Genomic DNA, 22,130 nt, shown 5'->3' with positions numbered 1-22,130 from the left:
CGTACAGACCCGATCCTGACGGCCCCGGGGGGCTGGGGGCTGAGGAATCCGGAACCGAAAGGACCGGGTCAACGCACACAGGTCTTTTCGCAATGCAGGGCGGCAGGCGCTTGGCGGAAAAGCGGCGATATCAAGATTCCTTCTAACGATCCCGTGACGGTTTGCCGCGATAGAATTCCACTCCTGCGTGTGCTCCGATTCGCCCCCGATTCAATCAGTTGAGTGAAGAGCCCCTTGCGGCGGGGAACAGTTGGCGCGATCATGCAACTGTCATGATCCGCGGTTCCGGGGACGGTCCTTCGCGGATGCGATCATGCCGCGAGATGAGGAGGCGCTCGATGAGTCTGACGCCGGAGGATGCCGATCCGAGCGAGCAGCGCGCAGTGGCGCGCCCCACCGCTGCGAATGCCCAACCCAACCGGGTGACATTCAACCGGCTGGAACTGAACCGCATCCTCAACCTCTACGGCCGCATGGTCGCCGACGGCGAGTGGCGCGACTATGCCATCGACTTCCTGAAGGACCGCGCGGTGTTCTCGGTCTTCCGCCGCGCCTCGGAAGTGCCGATCTATCGCATCGAGAAGGACCCGCGGCTGGCGCGCAAGCAGGGCATGTACAGTGTGATTACGGCGACCGGCCTGATCCTGCGCCGCGGCCACGAGCTCGAGCGCGTGCTGCTGGTGATCGATCGCAAGCTGGCGGTGGTTTAGCCTTACGGACGGTGCCGTAGTGTGGGCAAAGGCGCACCGCGCCGTGCCCACCATCTTTCCTCAATCGCCGGGCATCTGGGCACGCTTCCGCCTTACGCTCTCCGAGCTACGGCGGACAAGTCGCTTTGCCCACCCTACGAGACCGAGGTTATTTCGGCACCGTGCTCGCGCCCTCGCCCAGATCCCGCTGCATCATCACCGTGTCGAGCCAGCGGCCGAATTTCAGGCCAACATTGGGATGCGTGCCGATCATCTTGAAACCGCCGCGCGTGTGCACGCCGATCGAGCCGGCATTGGCGGAATCGCCGATCACCGCGATCATCTGGCGGAAGCCGCGCGCCTCGCATTCGGCGATCAGCCGGTCCAGCAGCAACGAGCCGATGCCGCGGCGGTGGAACGTGGGATCGAGATAGATCGAGTTCTCGACCGTGAAGCGGTAGGCCGGCCGCGGCCGGTAGGCGCCGGCATAGGCATAGCCGGCGACGCTACGATCGAGGATGGCGACGAAATAGGGGTAGCCGCCGTCGATCAGCGCGCGGTAGCGGCGCGTCATCTCGGCCAGATCCGGCGGCGCCAGCTCGAATGTCGCGGTGCCCTCGCGGACGGCCTGCTTGTAGATGGCGGTGATGGCGGGAAGGTCGGCCTCAATGGCGGGCCTGATCTCAGGTGCGGACATGGCGGCGAGATTAGAGCCTTCCCGCGGTCACTGGAAGGGGCAACACCGCTTCCCCATGCTCCGTCATCGCCAGCGCAGCAGCCCTCCAATCTTCTCCGCTGTCATACCCCGCGCAGGCGGGGCATCCAGTACTCCGAGACAGCGCGGCTAGAACCGAGCCGCTGCGGCGTACTGGATCGCCCGCCCCAGTGCGCAATTGCGCACAAGGCGGGCGATGACAGCGGGGGGGCGTCGCGCATCCCGGCCCAAACAAAAACCCCGGCCTCTCGGCCGGGGTTCGTATCCGTTCCCTCGTCGAAGCGCTTAGTCGCGCTGGCCGAGGAGCTGCAGGAGCAGCGTGAACAGGTTGATGAAGTTCAGGTACAGCGACAGCGCGCCGGTGATGGCCGCACGCTCTGCGATGTCACCGCCGGCCGAGGCGTAGCCGTAGATGTAGTCGTTCTTCAGCCGCTGGGTATCCCAGGCGGTGAGGCCCGCGAACACCAGCACGCCCACCACCGAGACGATGAACTGCAGCATCGTGCTCGCCAGGAACAGGTTGACCAGGCTCGCGATGATGATGCCGATCAGGCCCATGAACAGGAACGAGCCCATCCCGGTCAGATCACGCTTGGTGGTGTAGCCGTAGAGGCTCAGTGCGCCAAACGTGGCCGCGGTGATAAAGAACACCCGCACGATCGAGGTGTGCGTGAACACCAGGAAGATCGAGGACAGCGAGATGCCCATCAGCGCCGCGAACACCCAGAACAGGATCTGCGCGGTCGAGGGGGCGAGACGGTTGATGCCCGCCGAGATCACGAACACCATCGCGAGCGGCGCGAGCATGAACAGCCACTTCAGGGGGCTGACGAACATCGCGTAGCCGAACGGCGTCAGGAACAGCTTGCCGACGCGGACGGCTTCCGGGGTCGGAACGTCGGTCACGGCGGCCATATAGACGCCGAGCGCGGCCAGGCCGGTGATGGCGAGGCCGATGCTCATGTAATTGTAGATGCGCAGCATATAGGCGCGCAGGCCGGCATCGACCGTCGCGGCGTCAACACGCCCGGCGGCCCTGCCGAAAGGAGAAGCGTAGTTACGGTCTAGGTCCGACATGGTCGAATTCCCGTTGGTTAGCCCGGTCCGGCATGAGGGTCGCCATGCCGCCGGTTCGTCAAATTCTATCTCGGATACCGATCTGTGCCGACTAAATTCTGGCTCATAATCGGGGGTCCGAACCCATTGGATATGTGGGAAACTAACACATTCGCTGCAACCGTCCACGCGCGGCTGAATGTCGCCCTCGCCCGCAATCCTGGCGAGCAGACGTGGTTAATCGCTGGAATCGTGCGATTCCGACATCGCGGGGTCGCCCGCTACCATTTGTCACAAATTCCGCAACACCGTGGCGGGCTTTTTGTTCAATGCCAGCAGCGTCCCGGCGAGCCCAAGTCCGACCGTGACGACCAGGGCCGCCGCGACCACGCCGGCCGCGCTGCCGGCCTGCCAGACGAAACTCAGCGTCATCAGCCGCGTCACGATCATCCAGGCCGCGACGCTGCCGGCGATCACGCCGAACACCGCGGTGGCAAGTCCGATCAGCAGGTATTCGAGGGCATAGGCGCCGAGCAGCCGCAGCCGGGTCGCGCCGAGGGTCTTGAGGATCACCGCATCATAGACCCGGTGGCGGTGGCCGGCGGCGAGCGCGCCGCCCAGCACCAGGATCGCCGAGATCAGGGTCACCGCGCTGGCGCCGCGGATCGCGAGCGCCAGATTGGTCACGACCGAGCCGACCGTCTCCATCACCTCGCGCACGCGCACGCTCGTCACCATCGGATAGGTGTCGGCGACTTGCCTGATGATCTTGCCGTCGCCGGCCGCAGTGCCGCCGGCCTCGGTGAGCGTCGCGATATGGGTATGCGGCGCACCCTTGAAGGCGTTGGGCGAGAACACCAGCACGAAATTGATGCCCATGCCCTGCCAGTCGATGGTGCGCAGATTGCCGATTTTGGCCGGGATGTCGCGGCCGAGCACGTTGACCACGATCTCGTCGCCGAGCTTGAGGCCGAGCCCGTCGGCGATCTTCTTCTCCATCGAGACCAGCAGCGGGCCGGAATAGTCGGCGCTCCACCATTCGCCCTCGACCACCTTGGAACCCTTTGGCAATTCGGCGGTATAGGTCAGGCCGCGGTCGCTTTGCAGCACCCATTCGGAATCGGTGGTGGGCTTGAGGTCCTCGGCACGGACCCCGCGCGCGGCAACGATGCGCCCGCGCAGCATCGGCACGTCCTCGACCTTTGCGCCCGGCGCGATCCCGCGCAGATAGCCGTCGAACTGCTCGGCCTGCGTGCTCGGGATGTCGATGAAGAAGAACGACGGCGCGTGCTCGGGGAGGGCCGCAAGGAACTGCCGGCGCAGATTGCCGTCGATCTGGGTGATGGTGACGAGCACGGCGAGCCCGAGCCCGAGCGACAGCACGACGGAGGGCGTCAGCGCGCCGGGCCGGTGGATGTTGGCGATCGCCAGCCGCAGCATCGGCAGGCGCGTGCGCGGCAGCCGGCGCGCGATCGTCATCAGCAGGGCGGCGATGCCGCGGAGCAGGGCGAACACGACGACGGAGGAGGCCACGAACACCGCGGCGATGCGCTTGTCGAAGGACAATCCAATCACGACCGCGATCAGCAGCGCGATCACGACGGCCATGAACACGACATAACTCCAGCGCGGCCGGTGCCATTCGGAGCTGATGGTGTCGCGGAACAGCGCGGCGACCGGCACGTCGTGCACGCGCCCGAGCGGCCACAGGCCGAAGGCGAGCGCCGTGAGCAGGCCATAGACGAAGGACAGCGCGAGCTCGTCGGCATGCACGGCCGGCACCACCGGCAGCGGCAGCAGTTTTCCGAACAGGCCGACGATGGCGAACGGCATGGCGGCGCCGAGCGCAAGGCCGATCACCGAGCCAATTCCCGCCAGCAGGAGGACCTGCGCCAGATAGATACCGAACACGTCGCGGCCGGTGGCGCCGACCGCCTTGAAGGCCGCGATGACCTCGAGCCGGCGGTCGATATGGCTCTTGACGGCATTGGCGACGCCGACGCCGCCGACCAGGAGCGCGGCGAGGCCGACCAGCGTCAAGAATTGCGTGAAGCGGTTGATGTTGCGCTCGAGCTGCGGCGAGGCATTGGAGCGGCTGCGGATCTCCCAGCCGGCCTGCGGCGCAGCGTTGCGCGCGTCCGCGATGAAGGTGTCGGTGGCGCGCTCGCTGTTGCCGGTATCATGCAGCTTCACCCGGTAGACCCAGCGCACCAGGCTGCCGGGCTGGATCAGGCCGGTGGCGCGCAGGCCCGCCTCGCTGATCAGGAAGCGCGGCCCGAAACCGATGCCGCCGGCGAGCTTGTCGGGCTCGGCTTCGACGGTGCTGCGGATCTGGAACGTTGCGCTCCCGATGGTGACGCGGTCGCCGGTTTTCAGCGACAGCCGCGCCAGCAGCGTCGGATCGGCGGCGGCACCGAACGCGCCGTCGCGCTCCGCGAGCAGGTCGGACATCGGCAGCGGCGGCGCCAGCGTCAGCTGACCCAGCATCGGATAGGTGTCGTCGACCGCCTTCATCTCGACCAGCGCGAGCTGGCCGTCGGCGGAGCGCGCCATGCCGCGCAAGGTGGCGGCGCTGGACACGGTGCCGCGCGAGCGCAGGAAGGAGACTTCCTCGGGCTTCGCCTCGCGCTGGAACAGCACGAAGGAGACGTCGCCGCCGAGCAGCGTGCGGCCCTCGCGCGCGAGACCGTCGCTCAGGCTCGCCGAGACCGAGCCGACGCCCGCGATGGCCATCACGCCGAGCGCGATGCAGGCGATGAAGACATAGAAGCCGCGCAGGCCTCCGCGCAATTCGCGCAGCGCGTAGCGCAGCGACAGCGCGACGCCGTTGGGTTTCGCGAACGGTTCGGCCGCGATGCTCATGCTGGTGCAGACTGGGTGTCGATGCGGCCGGAGCGCAGCCGGATCACGCGATCGCAGCGCTGCGCGAGCGAGGAATCGTGCGTGACCAGCACCAGCGTCATGCCGCGCTCGGCATGTTTGTTGAACAGAAGATCGACGATCTGCTTTCCCGTCGCCTCGTCGAGATTGCCGGTCGGCTCGTCCGCGACGAGGATGGCGGGATCGGGCGCCAGCGCGCGGGCGAGCGCGACGCGCTGCTGCTCGCCGCCGGACAGCTGCGTCGGATAGTGATGCAGGCGATCGCCGAGCCCGACCGATTGCAGCTCCTGCGCCGCGCGTCTTGCAGCGTCAGGGTTGCCGGCGAGTTCGAGCGGCACGGCGACGTTCTCGAGCGCCGTCATGGTCGGGATCAGATGGAAGGACTGGAAGACGATGCCGACCTGGCGGCCGCGGAAGCGGGCGAGCGCGTCCTCGTCGAGGGCATTGAAAGGCGTGCCTGACACCACCACCTCTCCGCTATCAGGACGCTCCAGCCCCGCCATCACCATCAGCAGCGTGGATTTGCCCGAGCCTGACGGGCCGATCAGGCCGATCGTCTCGCCCGAGGCGACCCGCAGGCTGATATCCTTGAGGATGTGAACGCGTGCCGCGCCCGTACCCAATGAAAGATTGACGTTGGAGATGGCGATGGTGTCCGGCGCGGTGCCGGCGAGCGAAGAGGTTTCGATGCGACTATCCATGGTCCGGTCATATGGCAACTCCGCATACGCGGTCGAGAGGCGTTACGGATTCTTCATGCACATAGCCGTGTTGATGATCGCTTTGATGACGGCGGTTGATCCGGCATGGGCCGAAGCGGCAAAACCGGTCAAGCTGGTCGTTCTCGGCGATTCCCTGAGCGCCGGCCTCGGCCTCCCGGCCCAGGACGCATTCCCCACAAGACTTCAAAAAGCCTTGCAGGCCAAAGGCATAGCGGTCGAGATGACCAATGCCGGCGTGTCCGGCGACACCTCGTCCGGCGGCCGTGAGCGGCTCGACTGGTCGGTCCCGGACGGAACCGACGGCGTGATCGTCGAGCTCGGCGCCAACGACGCGCTGCGCGGCATCGACCCCGATTTGACGCGTACCGCGTTGACCGACATTGTCCAGCGATTGAAGGCACGCAAGATCGCGGTGATGCTGTGCGGCATGCTGGCGCCGCCGAATTACGGCGCGGAATACGCCGCGCGCTTCAATTCGATTTATCCGGATCTTGCGAAAAAATTCGACGTGCCGCTCTATCCGTTCTTCCTCGACGGCGTCGCGGCCGACGCCAAGCTCAACCAGGCCGACGGCATTCATCCGACCGCGGCCGGCGTCGACATCATCGTTAACAACATCATGCCCAGCGTGGAGGCATTTTTGCGCAACATAAGCGAGCAGCGCCGCTGAAAAGCGGGCAGCGCTAACCGTAATTCCCAGGGTTTTACCGGGGTGAGGCGCGCGATGCTTCGCAGAGTCACACAACTGCGATAGGAATCAGGGTACCGGTGATTCGTCGCCGGCTCTACAATTTGGATATGATCCTTCCCAGGGATCATGCCCAAGCATCGGGAGTGCGAAACGATGCCGCGTTTGTTCACTGGTCTGGAAATTCCGGCCGAGATCGGCCAGACGCTTTCCAATTTACGGGGCGGCCTTCCCGGCGCCCGCTGGGTCGATCCCGAAAATTATCATGTTACCCTGCGCTTCATCGGCGATATCGACGGCATGTCCGCCAACGAGATCGCATCGATGCTGTTTCGCGTTGATCGCAAGCCCTTCGAGGTGAAGGTGCAGGGGCTCACGAGCTTCGGCGGCCGCAAGCCGCGCGCGGTGGTCGCGACCATCGCGCCGAGCAAGCCGCTGATGGAATTGCAGGCCGAGCTCGAACGCATGATGCAGCGGATCGGCCTCGATCCCGAAGGCCGCAAGTTCACCCCGCATGTCACGCTGGCCCGGCTGCACGACGCGTCCGACCGCGACGTCGCCGACTATCTCTCGCTGCGCGGTTACTTCCCGAGCAAGGCGTTCATGGCCGAACGTTTTGTCTTGTTCTCGTCCCGCGCATCGACCGGCGGCGGCCCCTATGTGGTCGAGGACGCCTACGAGCTGTGTGAGTGAGCTAGCTCTCGTGCCCCGGACGCGGCGCAGCGCCATCAGCGCGTTTACGCGCGTCTTCGACACGCTAGGGCGGTGCGCTGCTGAGCCGGGGCCCATCGCTCCACGATGGATGTACGAAATAGTGGGTCCCCGCTCTGCGCAGCGTCACTGCTTCCCGTAGCGCGTCCGGGACGCGGAACGCATACCCCGCCCACCAATTCACGGCTTGCAATTTCCGCGCATCTCTGGCGGTAAAGAGCCATGCTCTCCACCCCCAGTTCCTCATTCCGCGAGGCATACCAGGCCCAGATCGCGTCCGGCGCGATCGAGCCCGATGCTGCGCAGGCCGAAATCGCCGAAGCCTATGCGGCGCTCGACCAGCGGCTCGCGAACTACAAGCCGCAGCGCAAGCAGGGCCTGCTCAGTCGTCTGTTCAGCGGCGACAAGGACGAGGCGCCGCACGGGCTCTACGTCCATGGCGAGGTCGGCCGCGGCAAGACCATGCTGATGGACCTGTTCTTCCAGCACAGCACCGTCGAGCACAAGCGCCGCGCGCATTTCCACGAGTTCATGGCGGAAGCGCATGAGCGCATCTACGATTATCGCCAGGGCATCTCGCGCGGCGAGATCGCCGATGGCGACGTCATCGCGCTGACTGCGAACGCGATCTTCGAGGAGAGCTGGCTGCTCTGCTTCGACGAATTCCACGTCACCGACATCGCGGACGCAATGATCCTCGGCCGCCTGTTCGCAAAGCTGTTCGAGCTCGGCACCGTGGTGGTCGCGACCTCCAACGTCGCGCCCGACGATCTCTACAAGGGCGGCCTGAACCGTTCGCTGTTCCTGCCCTTCATCAAGCAGATCACCGACCACATGGACGTGTTGCGGCTCGATGCGCGCACGGATTTCCGCCTGGAAAAGCTTCAGGGCGTGCCAATGTGGCTGACGCCGGCCGACGGCGACGCCGGCGCGGCCCTCGACCGCGCCTGGTCGAAGATGACTGGCGGCGCCAAATGCAAGTCGCGCGATATTTCGTTCAAGGGCCGCATCCTGCACGTGCCGTGCTCGGCCCATGGCGTGGCGCGGTTCGGATTTGCGGATCTCTGCGAAAAACCGCTCGGCGCGTCCGACTACCTCCGCCTCGCGCACGACTATCACACCATCCTGGTCGACCATATTCCAGTGATGGATTTTTCCCAGCGCAACGCCGCCAAGCGTTTCATCACGCTGATCGATACGCTCTATGACAATGCCGTGAAGCTGATGGCCTCGGCCGATGCCAATCCGATCTCGCTCTACCTCGCCCACGAGGGCAACGAGGCCATGGAGTTCAAGCGGACGGCGTCGCGCCTGATCGAGATGAGCTCGGAATCCTATCTGGCGCTGCCTCACGGCCGCAAGGATTCCACCGCCAGCGGCTCCACCAAGGGTCTGGTAGAGACTTAAGTCCTATTTGCCAGCGCTGTCATTCCGGGGCGTCGCGAAGCGACGAGCCCGGAATCCAGACTCCCGCTGGTGGTTATGGATTCTCAGATGCGCAATTGCGCATCGTAGCTCGCGACTTTCGTCGCGCCCCGGAATGACAGGGATGCGCTTCAATGTTCGCCAAGCCCGACAATTGGGCATCCACCGACTTGAACGGGGGGAGCGAAAGGGATAACCACCCGTCTCAGTTTTCCCCTCCTTAACGTGTCTAAAGGACAGGTTCACATGGCGCGCGACAAGATTGCTTTGATTGGCTCCGGTCAGATCGGCGGAACGCTGGCTCATCTCATCGGCCTGAAAGAACTGGGCGACGTGGTGATGTTCGACATCGCCGAGGGCGTGCCGCAGGGCAAGGCGCTCGACATCGCCCAGTCCTCGCCGGTCGACGGTTTTGACGCGCACTACACCGGCGCCAATTCGTACGAAGCCCTCGACAACGCCAAAGTCTGCATCGTCACCGCCGGCGTGCCGCGCAAGCCCGGCATGAGCCGCGACGATCTCCTCTCCATCAACCTGAAGGTCATGGAGCAGGTCGGCGCCGGCATCAAGAAATACGCCCCCGACGCCTTCGTCATCTGCATCACCAACCCGCTCGACGCGATGGTGTGGGCGCTGCAGAAGGCTTCGGGCCTGCCGCACAAGAAGGTCGTCGGCATGGCCGGCGTGCTGGATTCCTCGCGCTTCCGTTACTTCCTGGCCGACGAGTTCAACGTCTCGGTCGAGGACGTCACCGCCTTCGTGCTCGGCGGTCATGGCGACACCATGGTGCCGCTGGTGAAGTACTCCACCGTCGCCGGCATTCCGCTGCCCGACCTCGTCAAGATGGGCTGGACCTCGCAGGCGCGCCTCGACGAGATCGTCGACCGCACCCGCAACGGCGGCGCCGAGATCGTCAATCTGCTCAAGACCGGCTCGGCCTTCTACGCGCCCGCCGCTTCCGCGATCGCGATGGCCGAGAGCTATCTGCGTGACAAGAAGCGCGTGCTGGCCAGCGCCGCCTACCTCAACGGCGAATACGGCGTGAAGGACATGTATGTCGGCGTGCCCGTCGTGATCGGCGCCAAGGGCGTCGAGCGCGTCGTCGAGATCGAGCTCACCGGCAAGGACCGCGAGGCGTTCGACAAGTCGGTCGGCGCCGTACAGGGCCTGGTCGATGCCTGCAAGAAGATCGCACCCGATCTTCTCGGCCGCTAAGCGAGAGCAATCCCCGCCGAAGATCGAAAAACCGGTCTTCGGCGGTTTCATTTCCGGGCCCCGCGTCGGGCGGGTTCCGGGTCCGCAGTCCAGAGATCTCGATGTCAAAGAATCCGGGTTGCAGTTCCTGTGGTATATGGTATGCCAGCCACAAGACTGAGGTGGGCCCTAGAGGTCACCGCCCGCGGGTTCAGGGAGCGACCATATGAATATCCATGAATATCAGGCCAAAGCGCTGCTGAACGAGTTCGGCGTCGCGATCTCAAAGGGCGTCCCCGTCCTGAAGCCCGCGGACGCGGAAGCCGCCGCCAAGGCCCTCCCGGGCCCGGTCTGGGTGGTGAAGAGCCAGATCCACGCCGGCGGCCGCGGCAAGGGCAAGTTCAAGGAAGCCTCGGCCGGCGACAAGGGCGGCGTCCGCATCGCCAAGTCGGCCGCGGAGGTCACCGAATTTGCCAAGCAGATGCTGGGCGCGACCCTCGTGACGATCCAGACCGGCCCCGCTGGCAAGCAGGTCAACCGCCTCTACATCGAGGACGGCTCGGACATCGACAAGGAGTTCTACCTCTCGCTCCTGGTCGACCGCGAAACCTCGCGCGTCTCCTTCGTCGTCTCGACCGAAGGCGGCGTCAACATCGAGGACGTCGCGCACAACACCCCTGAGAAGATCGTCACCTTCTCGGTCGATCCCGCGACCGGCATCATGGGCCATCACGGCCGCACCGTCGCCAACGCGCTGAAGCTCTCCGGCGATCTCGCCAAGCAGGCCGAGAAGCTCACCGCGCAGCTCTACACCGCCTTCGTCGCCAAGGACATGTCGATGCTGGAGATCAACCCGCTGGTCGTGACCAAGCAGGGCCAGCTCCGCGTGCTCGACGCCAAGGTGTCGTTCGACGACAATGCGCTGTTCCGTCACCCCGAGGTGCTCGCGCTGCGCGACGAGACCGAGGAAGACGCCAAGGAAATCGAGGCGTCGAAATACGACCTCAACTACGTCACCCTCGACGGCAATATCGGCTGCATGGTCAACGGCGCCGGCCTCGCCATGGCGACGATGGACATCATCAAGCTCTACGGCATGGCGCCGGCGAACTTCCTCGACGTCGGCGGCAGCGCCAGCAAGGAGAAGGTCGCGGCCGCATTCAAGATCATCACCGCCGATCCCAACGTGAAGGGCATCCTGGTCAACATCTTCGGTGGCATCATGAAGTGCGACGTGATCGCCGAAGGCGTCACGGCCGCCGTGCGCGAGGTCGGCCTCAGCGTGCCGCTGGTGGTTCGCCTCGAAGGCACCAATGTCGAGCTCGGCAAGAAGATCATCCGTGAATCCGGCCTGAACGTGGTGCCGGCCGACAATCTCGACGACGCCGCGCAGAAGATCGTGAAGGCCGTCAAGGGAGGCTGAGGCCATGACCCAGGACCATCTCGCCGCATCATCTCCGCTTGCAGAGCACACGCGCCTCGCCGCGTTCGCCGGCGAATGGAATGGCGAAGAGGTGGTCTTCCCGTCGCGCTGGACGGAGGGTGGGCCGGCAACTTCGCATGTCGTCGCACGCATGGACCTGAACGGATTTTACCTGATCCAGGATGCTGTCCAGATCCGCGACGGCAAGCAGGTCTTCGCCACCCACGGCCTCTTCACCTACGATCGTGAGGACCGGACCTACAAATTGTTCTGGTACGACTCGCTCGGCTACACGCCGCCCTCGCCCGCCTCCGGCGGCTGGGTCGGCAAGACCCTGACGCTGGTGCGCGGCTCGCTCCGCGGCAATGCGCGCCACGTCTACGAAATCATCGACGACAATTCCTACTCGTTGAAGATCCAGTTCTCGCCGGACGCGGAAGGCTGGGCCGACGTGCTCACCGGCATCTACCGCCGCATCCACTGACCTCTCACTCGTTAGTTCGCGAAAGCAGACCTCATGTCCATCCTGATCGACAAGAACACCAAGGTCATCTGCCAGGGCTTCACCGGCAAGAACGGAACCTTCCACTCGGAGGCCGCGCTCGCCTACGGCACCAAGATGGTCGGCGGCACCTCGCCGGGCAAAGGCGGCGCCACCCATCTGGGCCTGCCGGTGTTCGACACGGTGCGCGAGGCGCGTGAGAAGACCGGTGCCGATGCGTCGGTGATCTACGTGCCGCCGCCGGGCGCGGCCGATGCGATCTGCGAAGCCATCGACGCGGAGATCCCGCTGATCGTCTGCATCACGGAAGGCATTCCTGTTATCGACATGGTGCGCGTGAAGCGCTCGCTGGCCGGTTCCAAGTCGCGCCTGATCGGGCCGAACTGCCCGGGCGTCATGACTGCCGGCGAGTGCAAGATCGGCATTATGCCCGCCAACATCTTCAAGACCGGTAGCGTCGGCATCGTCTCCCGCTCCGGCACGCTGACCTATGAAGCCGTGTTCCAGACCTCGCAGGAAGGCCTCGGCCAGACCACCGCGGTCGGCATCGGCGGCGACCCGGTCAAGGGCACCGAGTTCATCGACGTGCTGGAAATGCTGCTCGCGGACCCCAAGACCGAATCGATCATCATGATCGGCGAGATCGGCGGTTCCGCCGAGGAGGACGCCGCCCAGTTCCTCAAGGACGAGGCCAAGCGCGGCCGCACGAAGCCGATGGTCGGTTTCATTGCCGGCGTCACCGCGCCTCCCGGCCGCCGCATGGGCCATGCCGGCGCGATCATCTCCGGCGGCAAGGGCGACGCCGGTTCCAAGACCGATGCGATGAAATCGGCTGGGATTACAGTGTCTCCGTCTCCCGCCCGCCTCGGCCACACGCTTGCCGAAAAGTTGAAAGGCTAATTCACTTCTTCGTACTTTTCCGGGCGAAGTTTCGTAGCAAATAGGATAAATGGTGCCTGTCGCGCTGGGCCTCTGCCGGGGAGCTCAGCGCCAGCGCCGTTTGTTATGCGCGAACCGAAATCGCCAGGAACTCAAGCATGTCTCGCCAGGACGCGAACGCAGCCTTTGCCCTCTCTTCCTTTTTGCAGGGCACCAACGCCACCTACATCGACGAAATCTACGCCCGCTACGAGAAGGACCCGTCCTCGGTCGACGCCGAGTGGCAGGAGTTCTTCAAGAGCCTCAACGACCAGCCCGGCGATATCAGCAAGAACGCCGAAGGCCCGTCCTGGGAGCGCGCCAACTGGCCGCTGACCCCGCAGGACGACCTCACCTCCGCCCTCGACGGCAACTGGGCCCAGGTCGAGAAGGCGGTCGGTGGCAAGATCGCCGCCAAGGCGCAGGCCCAGGCAGGCAACAAGGGCGCTGATTTCTCGTCCGCCGACGTGCTCCAGGCCACGCGCGACTCGGTCCGCGCGCTGATGCTGATCCGCTCCTACCGCATGCGCGGCCACTTCCACGCCAAGCTCGATCCGCTCGGCATCGAAGCCCCGCGCAACCGCGAAGAGCTCGACCCGCGCACCTACGGCTTCAGCGAAGCCGATTTCGACCGCAAGATCTTCCTCGATCACGTGCTCGGTCTCGAATACGCCACGCTGCGCGAGATCACCGCGATCTGCGAGCGCACCTACTGCCAGACGCTCGGCGTCGAGTTCATGCACATCAGCAACGCCGCGCAGAAGGCGTGGATCCAGGAGCGCATCGAGGGCCCGGACAAGGAAATCTCGTTCACCCGCGAAGGCCGGCGCGCCATCCTGACGAAGCTGGTCGAAGCCGAGGGCTTCGAGAAGTTCTGCGACACCAAGTTCACCGGCACCAAGCGCTTCGGCCTCGACGGCGGTGAATCGCTGATTCCCGCGCTCGAGCAGATCATCAAGCGCGGCGGCAATCTCGGCGTAAAGGAAGTCGTGCTCGGCATGCCGCATCGCGGCCGCCTCAACGTGCTGACCCAGGTGATGGGCAAGGCGCACCGCGCCCTGTTCCATGAATTCAAGGGCGGCTCGGCCAACCCCGATGCGGTCGAAGGCTCCGGCGACGTCAAATATCACCTCGGCGCCTCCTCGGACCGCGAGTTCGACGGTAACCGCATCCATCTGTCGCTGACCGCCAACCCCTCGCATCTCGAGATCGTCGATCCTGTGGTGCTCGGCAAGGTTCGCGCCAAGCAGGACCAGCACGGCGATCCGCCGGACCAGCGCATCTCGGTGATGCCGCTCCTGATGCATGGCGACGCCGCGTTCGCCGGCCAGGGCGTGGTCGCGGAATGCTTCGGCCTGTCTGACCTGAAGGGCTACCGCACCGGCGGCTCCGTGCACTTCATCGTCAACAACCAGATCGGCTTCACCACCTATCCGCGCTACTCGCGCTCCTCGCCCTATCCGTCTGACGTGGCGAAGATGATCGACGCGCCGATCTTCCATGTGAACGGTGACGATCCGGAAGCAGTGGTTTTCGCGGCCAAGGTCGCGACCGAGTTCCGGCAGAAATTCCACAAGCCCGTCGTCATCGACATGTTCTGCTACCGCAGGCATGGCCATAACGAGGGCGACGAGCCGGCGTTCACCCAGCCGGTGATGTACAAGAGGATCGCGGCCCATCCGTCGACGCTCGAGCTCTACGCCCGCCGCCTGATCAGCGAAGGCGTGATGACCGAGGGCGAGGTCGACAAGGCCAAGGCCGACTGGCGCGCACGGCTCGATGCCGAGTTCGAGGCCGGCACCTCCTACAAGCCGAACAAGGCCGACTGGCTCGACGGCAAGTGGTCCGGCTTCAAGATCGCCGATCAGGAAGAGGATGCGCGCCGCGGCGTCACTGGCGTCGACACCGCCGAGCTGAAGGAAATCGGCCGCAAGATCACCAAGGTGCCGGATGGCTTCCGCGTCCACCGCACCATCCAGCGCTTCCTCGACAACCGCGCCAAGGCAATCGACACCGGCGCCGGCATCGATTGGGCGACCGGCGAGGCACTGGCGTTCTGCACGCTGCTCAACGAGAACCACCATGTCCGCCTGTCGGGCCAGGATTCCGAGCGCGGCACCTTCTCGCAGCGCCATTCGGTCCTGATCGACCAGGAAGACGAGAGCCGCTACACGCCGTTCAACCATCTCGGCCACGAGCAGGGCCATTACGAGGTCATCAACTCGCTGCTGTCGGAAGAAGCCGTGCTCGGCTTCGAATACGGCTATTCGCTCGCCGAGCCGAACACGCTGACCCTGTGGGAAGCCCAGTTCGGCGACTTCGCCAACGGTGCGCAGGTCGTGTTCGACCAGTTCATCTCCTCGGGCGAGCGCAAATGGCTGCGTATGTCCGGCCTCGTCTGCCTCTTGCCGCACGGCTATGAGGGCCAGGGGCCGGAGCACTCCTCGGCGCGTCTGGAGCGTTATCTGCAGATGTGCGCCGAAGACAACATGCAGGTGGTCTACCCGACCACGCCGGCGAACTACTTCCACGTGCTGCGCCGCCAGCTTCATCGCGAGATCCGCAAGCCGCTGATCCTGATGACGCCGAAGTCGCTGCTGCGTCACAAGCGGGCGGTGTCGCGTCTCGAGGAGCTCGCGAAGGGAACGACCTTCCACCGCATCCTCTATGATGACGCCCAGATGCTGCCGAACGAGGCGATCAAGCTCGTCCCCGACGAGAAGGTCCGCCGCATCGTGCTCTGCTCCGGCAAGGTCTATTACGACCTCTACGAGGAGCGCGAGAAGCGCGGCATCGACGACATCTACCTGATGCGCGTCGAGCAACTTTATCCGGTGCCGCTGAAGGCGCTGGTGGCCGAGCTGTCGCGCTTCAAGAAGGCTGAAGTGGTGTGGTGCCAGGAAGAGCCCCGCAACATGGGTGCCTGGCACTTCATCGAGCCCTATCTGGAATGGGTGCTGAACCAGGTGCACGGTGTGAGCCGGCGTCCGCGTTATGTCGGCCGCGCCGCTTCCGCCGCGACCGCCACTGGTCTGATGTCCAAGCATCAGGCGCAGTTGAAGGCGTTCCTGGACGAAGCACTGAGCTGATCTTTCTGAACTGCGTCATGCCCCGCCTCGTGCGCAATCGCGCACTGGAGCGGGGCACCAGTACGCCGCGACGTCCGTGCAGAATACGAACGTCCGGCTTGCTGGATGGCTTGCCTTTCGCGGGCCGATGACGACCGAATTTTTGACCGCACCGGCGATCCCTTAAGGAAAAGACCATGACTGAAATTCGTGTGCCGACGCTCGGCGAATCCGTCACCGAGGCCACCATCGGCCGCTGGTTCAAGAAGGCCGGCGATCCCGTCGCCGTCGACGAGCCCTTGGTGGAGCTCGAGACCGACAAGGTCACCATCGAGGTCCCGGCGCCCTCCGCCGGCACGCTGAGCGAGATCGTCGCTGCCGATGGCGCAACCGTTGCGGTCGGTGCGCTGCTCGGCCAGATCACCGACGGTGCCGGCGCTGCGAAGCCCGCCGCCGCTCCCGCGAAGCCCGCCGCCGCTGCTGCTCCGGCCGCCGTGGCTGCTGCGCCGGCTCCGGCCGCGAAGGCGCCGCCGGCCGATGCGCCGCTCGCCCCGTCCGTCCGCAAGCTCTCCGCCGAGACCGGCATCGACGCCTCGACCGTTCCGGGCTCCGGCAAGGACGGCCGCGTCACCAAGGGCGACATGCTCGCTGCGATCGAGCGCGCGGCCTCGGCGCCGACCCCGGTCAACCAGCCCGCCGCCGCCGTCCAGGTCCGTGCGCCGTCGCCGGCCGATGACGCCGCCCGCGAAGAGCGCGTCAAGATGACCCGACTGCGCCAGACCATCGCGCGCCGTCTCAAGGACGTGCAGAACACCGCGGCCATGCTGACGACCTTCAACGAGGTCGACATGACCAACGTGATGGCGCTGCGCGCCCACTACAAGGATGCGTTCGAGAAGAAGCACGGCTCGAAGCTCGGCTTCATGGGCTTCTTCACCAAGGCCGTCGTGCAGGCGCTGAAGGACATCCCGGCCGTCAACGCCGAGATCGACGGCACCGATCTGATCTACAAGAACTATTACCACATCGGCGTCGCCGTCGGCACCGACAAGGGTCTGGTCGTGCCCGTGGTGCGCGACTGCGACAACAAGTCGATCGCCGACATCGAGAAGGGTATCGCCGATTTCGGTCGCCGCGCCCGTGACGGCCAGCTCAAGATCGACGAGATGCAGGGCGGCACCTTCACCATCACCAATGGCGGCATCTACGGCTCGCTGATGTCGACCCCGATCCTGAACGCGCCGCAGTCCGGCATCCTCGGCATGCACAAGATCCAGGAGCGGCCGATGGTCGTCGCCGGCAAGATCGAGGTCCGCCCGATGATGTACCTGGCACTGTCCTACGATCACCGCGTCATCGACGGCAAGGAAGCCGTCACCTTCCTGGTCCGCGTCAAGGAGAGCCTGGAAGATCCGGCGCGCCTGGTGCTCGATCTCTGATCCCTGAAGCTCTGCGAGCGCCGTCGCCTTGTCATGCGACGGCGCGGGTCGAACCATGGAGGCGCGCGTGACGGATAAGGTCGTTGTCATCACCGGCGGCAGCCGCGGCATCGGGCGGGCGACCGCGATTGCGGCGGCCGCGCGCGGCTTCCGTGTCGTCGTCGGCTACGCCAGCAACAAAACGGCTGCTGACGAGGTCGTCGCCCAGATCGCGGCCAGCAACGGCAAGGCCATCGCGGTGAAATGCGATGTCGCCGAGGAAAGCGACATCATTGAGCTGTTCAAGGCTGCCGACAAGTTCGGCACGCTCGGTGCACTCGTCAACAATGGCGGCATCGTCGGCCAGAGCGGCGTGCGCGTCGACGAGATGTCGGCGGAGCGCATCCGGCGCGTGATGGCGGTCAACGTCACCGGCTCGATCCTCTGCGCGCGCGAAGCGGTGAAGCGGATGTCGACCAAGCACGGCGGCCAGGGCGGCGTCATCGTCAATCTGTCATCGGTCGCTGCCAGACTTGGTGCGCCGAATACCTATGTCGACTATGCCGCGTCCAAGGGCGCGATCGATTCCTTCACCGTCGGTCTCGGCTATGAGGTCGCAGGCGAAGGCATTCGTGTCGCAGGCATCCGCCCCGGCCTGATCGACACCGAAATCCACGCCGCCGGCGGCGAGCCCGACCGCGCCCATCGTCTGGCCCATATGGTGCCGATGAAGCGCGTCGGTACCGCCGACGAAATCGCCAACGCCATCGTCTGGCTGATGTCGGACGAAGCCTCCTACGTCACCTCGGCCATTCTCGATGTGTCCGGCGGACGCTGACACATCCTCATCACGCTAAACTCACGGGACTTTCTCTCATGGCTACCTACGATCTCGTCGTCATCGGCACCGGACCGGGCGGTTATGTCTGCGCGGTGCGCGCAGCCCAGCTCGGCATGAAAGTCGCCGTGGTCGAAAAGGACGCCACGCTCGGCGGCACCTGCCTGAACGTCGGCTGCATGCCGTCGAAGGCGCTGCTGCACGCGTCCGAAATGTTCGAGGAAGCCGCGCACTCCTTCGCCAAGATGGGCGTTTCCGTTTCCGCGCCGAAGCTCGAGCTTCCGGCGATGATGAACTTCAAGCAGCAGGGCATCGACGGCAACGTCAAGGGCGTCGAGTTCCTGATGAAGAAGAACAAGATCGACGTGCTCAAGGGCACCGGCAAGATCCTGGGCACCGGCAAGGTGGAAGTGTCCGCCGATGGCAAGTCGCAAGTGGTCGAGACCAAGAACATCGTCATCGCGACCGGCTCCGACATCGCGCGCCTCAAGGGCATCGAGATCGACGAGAAGCGCATCGTGTCGTCCACCGGCGCGCTGTCGCTGGACAAGGTCCCCGGCAAGCTCTTGATCGTCGGCGCCGGCGTGATCGGCCTCGAGCTCGGCTCGGTGTGGAAGCGGCTCGGCGCTGAAGTCGTCGTCGTCGAATTCCTCGATCGCATCCTGCCCGGCATGGACGGCGAAATCGCCAAGCAATTCCAGCGCATCCTGGAAAAGCAGGGTTTTGCATTCAAGCTCGGCGCCAAGGTCACGGCCGTCGACACCTCCGGCAAGTCGCTGAAGGCGACCATCGAGCCCGCCGCCGGCGGCGCCGCGGAGTCGATCGAAGCCGACGTCGTTCTCGTTTGCATCGGCCGCGTGCCGTACACCGATGGGCTCGGCCTGAAGGAAGCCGGTGTGGCGCTGGACAATCGCGGCCGCGTGCAGATCGATCCGCATTTCGCCACCAGCGTGAAGGGCGTCTATGCGATCGGCGACGTCGTCGCGGGCCCGATGCTCGCGCACAAGGCCGAGGATGAAGGCGTAGCCGTTGCGGAGATCATCGCAGGGCAGGCCGGCCACGTGAACTACGACGTTATCCCAGGCGTCGTGTATACCACGCCGGAAGTATCCTCCGTCGGCAAGACCGAGGAAGAGCTGAAGCAGGCGGGTCAGGCGTATACCGTCGGGAAGTTTCCCTTTACCGCCAACGGCCGCTCCAAGGTCAACCAGACCACCGACGGCTTCGTGAAGATTCTCGCAGATGCGAAGACCGATCGCGTGCTCGGCGTGCACATTATCGGCCGTGAAGCCGGCGAAATGATCCATGAAGCCTGCGTTCTCATGGAGTTTGGCGGCAGCGCGGAAGATCTCGCCCGCACCTGCCACGCGCATCCGACCCGCTCGGAGGCCATCAAGGAAGCCGCGCTTGCGGTGGGCAAGCGGGCCATCCATATGTAGGCGACGCGCCTAGCGTCGAATCGGGCGGGAAACATATGCTGCGCCGCCTACTTCAACCGGTCTGGGTCCTGCTGGCGATCATCTTCCTGATCGAAGCCTGGCTGTGGGACCATCTCGAGCCGATCGTCGCGCGGGTTGTCGCAGCCATCCCGCTCGCACGTTTCAAGCAATGGTTGACCGAGCGCGTCGACGCGCTGCCGCCGGCGATGACGCTGATCGTGTTCGCGGTGCCAATCATCCCGCTGTTTCCGCTCAAGCTGATGGGCCTGTATCTGCTCACGCATGAATACTGGCTGAGCGGCGTATCCACGTTTCTGTTCGCAAAGCTGCTCGGCGTCGGCGTCACCGCCTTCGTGTTCGACGTGACGCGCGACAAGCTGATGGAGATGCGCTGGTTCGAGCGGCTCTACGATCTCGTGATGAAGCTGCGCGCCAAGGCCGCCGAGCTGGTTGACCCGATCAAGCAGCGCATCCGCGAGCTGATCGCCGGCAACGGCGAAGGCTGGTCCTCCCGTACGCTCCGCCTGATCCAGCGCTTTCGCAAGAGCGTGCACCAGGCGCGGTGATCTGCCCGCTATAGACTCACTGTCATTGCCACACACTCGATGTCATCGCCCGGCTTGACCGGGCGATCCAGTATTCCAGAGACGTCAATCGAATACGGAGAAGCCGCGGCGTACTGGATGCCCCGGTCAAGCCGGGGCATGACACCGTCGATGTTGTTGGCCTTATGCGCCCCGCATCAGCGCCCTCAATGCAAATGCACCAGATGCGGCCACCACAGGCCGAGCGCGGTCATGAGGAGGCCGGCCAGGGTCAGGACGCCGGCGACATAAGCGAGCGCGATCATGCCGGTGATGATGGTGGCCGAGGCCAGAACGATGCCGATCTGGAAGGCGGCGGAGGCCAGCTCGAAGTGATGATATTTCGCGGTCGCCTCGTCGCGCTCGTGCTCGGCGTGCTTGGCCTTCTCGGCGAGCTGCTCGGTGCCTTCGCCGGTCTCGGGCTCGGAGCGGTAGCGCTGCGCGGTCTTGGTCCAGTCGTCGACCTGCTTCTGCACCGCCGGCTTCTGAGCCTCGTCGGCGGCGGCGAGCGTGAGCTTGCCCTGCTCGGATGCGGTCAGCACCACGGTGCGGCGGATGGTCTTGGCCTGGAAGAACGCCCAGAGATTGGCGGACTCGACGTTCTTGCTGATCGATTCAGTCTGGGCGCCCTTGCCGAGCGTCTCGGAGATCGCCAGGAACAGCGCCAGCACGGCGATCAGAAGAGCGATCTTCTTGTTCGATCCGGACGCGTGCTCGGCGTGTTCGGCATGCTCCATGCTTTCGTGTGCGCTCATGATTCCCTCCAGTCGCGGTTCCCCACGATTGACCGAACCGCGGGCGGCGCGCAAGAGGCACGCGCGCTATGACAGCTTCATGTCAGGTTCATCGCCGCGGATGCGTGCTCGCATAGACTTCGAGCAGCCGCTCCGAATCGATGCCGGTGTAGATCTGCGTGGTCGAGAGCGAGGAGTGACCCAGCAGCTCCTGGATTGCGCGCAAATCCCCGCCACGCGAGAGCAGATGCGTGGCGAAGGAATGGCGGAGCGCGTGAGGCGTCGCGCTGTCGGGCAGGCCGAGCGCGCCGCGCAGCCGCTCCATCGCGAGCTGGATGATGCGCGGGCTCAAGGGCCCGCCGCGCGCGCCGAGGAAGATCGGGCCTTCCGCCGGCAGCGGATAGGGGCACATCGCAACGTATTCCTGCACGAGCGCGAGCACGTTCTGGAGCACCGGCACCATGCGGGTCTTGTTGCCTTTGCCTGTCACGATCAGCACGTCGCCTTCGCCGGGACGCGGCACCTCGCGGCGCTTCAACCCCAACGCTTCGGAGATGCGCAGACCCGAGCCATACAGCAGCGCCATCACCGCGGCGTCGCGGGCCAGAATCCAGGTCTCGCGATCCTCGCCGGCGCGCTCGTCGGCGTCGGCAAGACGCTTTGCGGACGCCATCGGCAGCGGCTTCGGCAAAGTCTTGGCCACCTTGGGCGCGCGGATCGCCGAGAGTGCGCCGACCTTGCCCTTGCCTTCGCGCTCGAGGAAGCGGCCGAACGAGCGCAGGCCCGCCAGCGCGCGCATCAGCGAGCGGCCGGCAATGTCGTCGGCGCGGCGCATCGCCATGAAGGCGCGGATGTCGGTGGCTTCCAGCGCGGCAAAGCGCGCCAGCGTCACGCGCTCGCCCCAATGGGCGCAAAGGAAATCCAGGCATTGCCGCAGGTCGCGGCCATAGGCCTCCAACGTCTTCGGCGACAGCCGCCGCTCGGCGCCGAGATGCGACAGCCAGCGCGCCATCTCCTGCGCGATCGAGGGATCGGCGCTGGCGAGCTCGATTGGGGGGGCGGCCGCTTTGCTCATGCGCTCTGGACGTAATGATTCCACTCAGTATATCGCATCACACCCGTTTAC

General features: G+C 65.1%; 19 protein-coding genes. 13 read left to right on the top strand and 6 right to left on the bottom strand.

Annotation, left to right across the window (positions count from 1 at the left end):
- The first annotated feature begins 338 nt into the window (after positions 1 to 338).
- A complete protein-coding gene (locus tag AB7535_RS35195; RefSeq protein ID WP_354113483.1) occupies positions 339 to 710 on the top strand; it encodes a DUF2794 domain-containing protein in 372 nt (123 codons plus the stop codon).
- Between the two features lie 148 nt (positions 711 to 858).
- Here AB7535_RS35195 and AB7535_RS35190 read toward each other — a convergent pair whose 3' ends face one another.
- From AB7535_RS35190 to AB7535_RS35175, 4 genes are all read right to left on the bottom strand, one after another.
- Entirely contained in the window at positions 859 to 1,386 is a 528-nt protein-coding gene (locus AB7535_RS35190; RefSeq protein WP_354113482.1) for a GNAT family N-acetyltransferase, read from the bottom strand.
- A gap of 303 nt (positions 1,387 to 1,689) precedes the next feature.
- Positions 1,690 to 2,481 carry a Bax inhibitor-1/YccA family protein gene (locus AB7535_RS35185; RefSeq protein ID WP_014490629.1) on the bottom strand — a complete coding sequence of 264 codons (792 nt, stop codon included), beginning with the start codon at positions 2,479 to 2,481 and terminating at the stop codon, positions 1,690 to 1,692.
- Positions 2,482 to 2,751: 270 nt separating this feature from the next.
- Positions 2,752 to 5,322: an ABC transporter permease gene (locus AB7535_RS35180; protein WP_354113481.1), complete on the bottom strand. Its 2,571-nt coding sequence runs from the start codon at positions 5,320 to 5,322 to the stop codon at positions 2,752 to 2,754.
- Complete coding sequence (locus tag AB7535_RS35175) at positions 5,319 to 6,041, bottom strand: ABC transporter ATP-binding protein (protein ID WP_071908649.1); 723 nt, start codon at positions 6,039 to 6,041, stop codon at positions 5,319 to 5,321. Before AB7535_RS35175 ends, AB7535_RS35180 begins: the two co-directional genes overlap by 4 nt.
- A 55-nt stretch (positions 6,042 to 6,096) precedes the next feature.
- Here AB7535_RS35175 and AB7535_RS35170 point away from each other — a divergent pair, with 55 nt between their 5' ends.
- The 12 genes from AB7535_RS35170 to AB7535_RS35115 all read left to right on the top strand — a co-directional run bounded on the left by AB7535_RS35170 (position 6,097) and on the right by AB7535_RS35115 (position 20,252).
- Positions 6,097 to 6,732, top strand: a complete 636-nt coding sequence (locus tag AB7535_RS35170) for an arylesterase (RefSeq protein ID WP_167768188.1) — start codon at positions 6,097 to 6,099, stop codon at positions 6,730 to 6,732.
- A gap of 174 nt (positions 6,733 to 6,906) precedes the next feature.
- Positions 6,907 to 7,443, top strand: a complete 537-nt coding sequence (gene thpR / locus AB7535_RS35165; protein WP_028150485.1) for an RNA 2',3'-cyclic phosphodiesterase — start codon at positions 6,907 to 6,909, stop codon at positions 7,441 to 7,443.
- A 240-nt stretch (positions 7,444 to 7,683) separates the two neighbouring features.
- On the top strand, positions 7,684 to 8,868 hold the full coding sequence (gene zapE / locus AB7535_RS35160) for a cell division protein ZapE (protein WP_354113480.1): 1,185 nt from the start codon (positions 7,684 to 7,686) through the stop codon (positions 8,866 to 8,868).
- Between the two features lie 264 nt (positions 8,869 to 9,132).
- Positions 9,133 to 10,101 (top strand): malate dehydrogenase, encoded by a 969-nt coding sequence (gene mdh / locus AB7535_RS35155; protein WP_063980412.1) that lies wholly within the window; start codon positions 9,133 to 9,135, stop codon positions 10,099 to 10,101.
- Positions 10,102 to 10,306: 205 nt separating this feature from the next.
- Positions 10,307 to 11,503 (top strand): ADP-forming succinate--CoA ligase subunit beta, encoded by a 1,197-nt coding sequence (gene sucC / locus AB7535_RS35150; RefSeq protein WP_135215827.1) that lies wholly within the window; start codon positions 10,307 to 10,309, stop codon positions 11,501 to 11,503.
- A gap of 4 nt (positions 11,504 to 11,507) precedes the next feature.
- Complete coding sequence (locus AB7535_RS35145; protein ID WP_063980414.1) at positions 11,508 to 11,987, top strand: DUF1579 family protein; 480 nt, start codon at positions 11,508 to 11,510, stop codon at positions 11,985 to 11,987.
- A 33-nt stretch (positions 11,988 to 12,020) separates the two neighbouring features.
- Positions 12,021 to 12,905: a succinate--CoA ligase subunit alpha gene (gene sucD / locus AB7535_RS35140; protein WP_354113479.1), complete on the top strand. Its 885-nt coding sequence runs from the start codon at positions 12,021 to 12,023 to the stop codon at positions 12,903 to 12,905.
- Between the two features lie 137 nt (positions 12,906 to 13,042).
- A complete protein-coding gene (locus tag AB7535_RS35135; protein WP_439037495.1) occupies positions 13,043 to 16,012 on the top strand; it encodes a 2-oxoglutarate dehydrogenase E1 component in 2,970 nt (989 codons plus the stop codon).
- Between the two features lie 176 nt (positions 16,013 to 16,188).
- A complete protein-coding gene (gene odhB, locus AB7535_RS35130; RefSeq protein ID WP_354113478.1) occupies positions 16,189 to 17,430 on the top strand; it encodes a 2-oxoglutarate dehydrogenase complex dihydrolipoyllysine-residue succinyltransferase in 1,242 nt (413 codons plus the stop codon).
- A 55-nt stretch (positions 17,431 to 17,485) separates the two neighbouring features.
- The gene (locus tag AB7535_RS35125) at positions 17,486 to 18,247 is read left to right on the top strand and encodes an SDR family oxidoreductase (RefSeq protein ID WP_094183824.1); all 762 of its coding nucleotides are present in this window, start codon (positions 17,486 to 17,488) and stop codon (positions 18,245 to 18,247) included.
- Positions 18,248 to 18,285: 38 nt separating this feature from the next.
- Complete coding sequence (lpdA, locus tag AB7535_RS35120) at positions 18,286 to 19,686, top strand: dihydrolipoyl dehydrogenase (protein WP_354113477.1); 1,401 nt, start codon at positions 18,286 to 18,288, stop codon at positions 19,684 to 19,686.
- 35 nt (positions 19,687 to 19,721) lie between these two features.
- The gene (locus AB7535_RS35115; RefSeq protein ID WP_166346747.1) at positions 19,722 to 20,252 is read left to right on the top strand and encodes a hypothetical protein; all 531 of its coding nucleotides are present in this window, start codon (positions 19,722 to 19,724) and stop codon (positions 20,250 to 20,252) included.
- A 185-nt stretch (positions 20,253 to 20,437) separates the two neighbouring features.
- On the opposite strand, the gene AB7535_RS35110 is transcribed toward AB7535_RS35115, so the two are convergent.
- Positions 20,438 to 21,025, bottom strand: coding sequence for a DUF4337 domain-containing protein (locus AB7535_RS35110; RefSeq protein WP_063980418.1), 588 nt, complete (start codon positions 21,023 to 21,025; stop codon positions 20,438 to 20,440).
- Between the two features lie 88 nt (positions 21,026 to 21,113).
- Positions 21,114 to 22,079 (bottom strand): tyrosine recombinase XerC, encoded by a 966-nt coding sequence (locus tag AB7535_RS35105; protein ID WP_166053651.1) that lies wholly within the window; start codon positions 22,077 to 22,079, stop codon positions 21,114 to 21,116.
- Positions 22,080 to 22,130: the final 51 nt, after the last annotated feature.

The sequence above is a fragment of the Bradyrhizobium sp. 956_D2_N1_4 genome, assembly GCF_052076025.1.
Classification (GTDB): Bacteria; Pseudomonadota; Alphaproteobacteria; order Rhizobiales; family Xanthobacteraceae; genus Bradyrhizobium; species Bradyrhizobium barranii.
This window is presented reverse-complemented; position numbering and strand designations above follow the sequence as displayed.